The sequence below is a fragment of the Mycobacterium sp. genome (genome assembly GCF_008709575.1).
In the GTDB taxonomy this organism is placed as follows: domain Bacteria; phylum Actinomycetota; class Actinomycetes; order Mycobacteriales; family Mycobacteriaceae; genus Mycobacterium.
Genome location: NZ_VYIK01000160.1, coordinates 1 through 1323 on the forward strand (window position 1 = coordinate 1; position 1323 = coordinate 1323).

Genomic DNA, 1323 nt, shown 5'->3' on the forward strand with positions numbered 1-1323 from the left:
ACTTGTACGTCGTGCCCGATCAAACCCCGGTGCCTGGTCCACCTCGCGACAGACTGTTGACCGGCGCTCAAGATGAGGATGATGGCGGCGTTGACGGTGAGGATGTGTGGGCGTGAAATGACCCCGCCGGTTGGTGTCCGGCGGGGTCGGTGCTGTTCGGGGTGTCGGGGTGGTGTTCAGTCTGCCGTGACTTCGGCGATGGCCGCGCGGGTGGAGGATTCGTCGACGATGGCTTTGTTGGTGCCAAACGCGGCGACGAGAGCTTGCAGGGCGAGGTTGTTGACGGCGCGGGGGTAACCGCGGCTGGTCTGATGGATTAGGGCGACTGCGTCGTCGGAGAACAGGGTGTCGTCGCGTCCGGCCAGCGCCAGGTGGTGGCGCAGGTAGCTGGCGGTCTCCTTGTCGGTCATGGGTGGCATCGCGTAACGCAGCCCGATGCGCTGGTCGAGCGCGGCCAGCACGCCGAGTTTCATCCGCCGCCGCAGGGTGGGCTGGCCGACGAGCAGACAGGCAAACGGGCTCGAGGAGTCGAGATCATGGTTGGTGAGCAGGCGGATGGCCTCCAATTCGTCGTGGCCCAACAGGTGGGCCTCCTCGACTACGACGGTGGCTGTACGGCCCCGCTCGGCGTGTTCGGCGGCCAGCGCGTCGGCGGCCTGGGGAGCCAGGGTGGCGTGATGGGTCAGGGGCTGGCCACCGAGGGAGGCGACGATGCGGTGGTGGATGCCGCGTACCCCGACGGTGGGGTCGGGCAGGTAGATGATGCTGTGGCGGCTGCGGTCCAAGCCGGCCAGCGCGGCACGCACGGCCACGGTCTTGCCAGCACCAACTTCTCCGGTGATCACGCCGATACGGCGTTCGGCGATGCACCAGCCGATGCGGGCGACCGCTTCGTTGTGGGCGGCATGGCGGTGCAGCATGGCGGGGGCCAGGTCGCGGCCGAAGGGCATCCGGGAGAAACCGAAGTAGGAGATCAGTTCCATCATCGGATTTGCGCCTCCTGGCCGGTAAGCAGGTCAAGCTGGCCGGGGATCTGTCCGGTAGCGGTGGTAAGCGCGGCATAGTTGACGCCGCGGGCCAGTTCGGCGGCATGGGCGGTCTCGATCAACTGTGCGTAGTCGATGCCGCTGGGTTTGGGTGGTGCGGTGGGAGTTTCGGGTTTGGCCTTGGGGTGCGAATGGCGCCCGATGTGGTGCGGGATCGCCAGCCCCATCGGCACGCCGGTCAGGCGGACCTCGATGCGGGTCAAGTCGAACGGGTCGAACACGTGGTTTGCGTCTGACTTCGCCGCAGAGATGGGCTTGGAAAATTATCCAATGCTGG

The 1323-nt window shown here is 66.7% G+C and carries 1 protein-coding gene and 1 pseudogene; both read right to left on the reverse strand.

Annotation, left to right across the window (positions count from 1 at the left end; all coding sequences use genetic code 11):
- Positions 1 to 176: 176 nt before the first annotated feature.
- A complete protein-coding gene (locus tag F6Q13_RS17510; RefSeq protein WP_293059254.1) occupies positions 177 to 986 on the reverse strand; it encodes an ExeA family protein in 810 nt (269 codons plus the stop codon).
- Positions 983 to 1267 (reverse strand): annotated as a pseudogene (locus F6Q13_RS17515) (transposase); the annotation flags it as partial. The gene F6Q13_RS17510 and the pseudogene F6Q13_RS17515, both read right to left, overlap by 4 nt.
- Positions 1268 to 1323: the final 56 nt, after the last annotated feature.

Coding starts and splice junctions, on each gene's coding strand:
- F6Q13_RS17510 (WP_293059254.1), bottom strand. CDS start 986: ATGATGGAACTGATCTCCTACTTCGGTTTCTCCCGGATGCCCTTCGGC.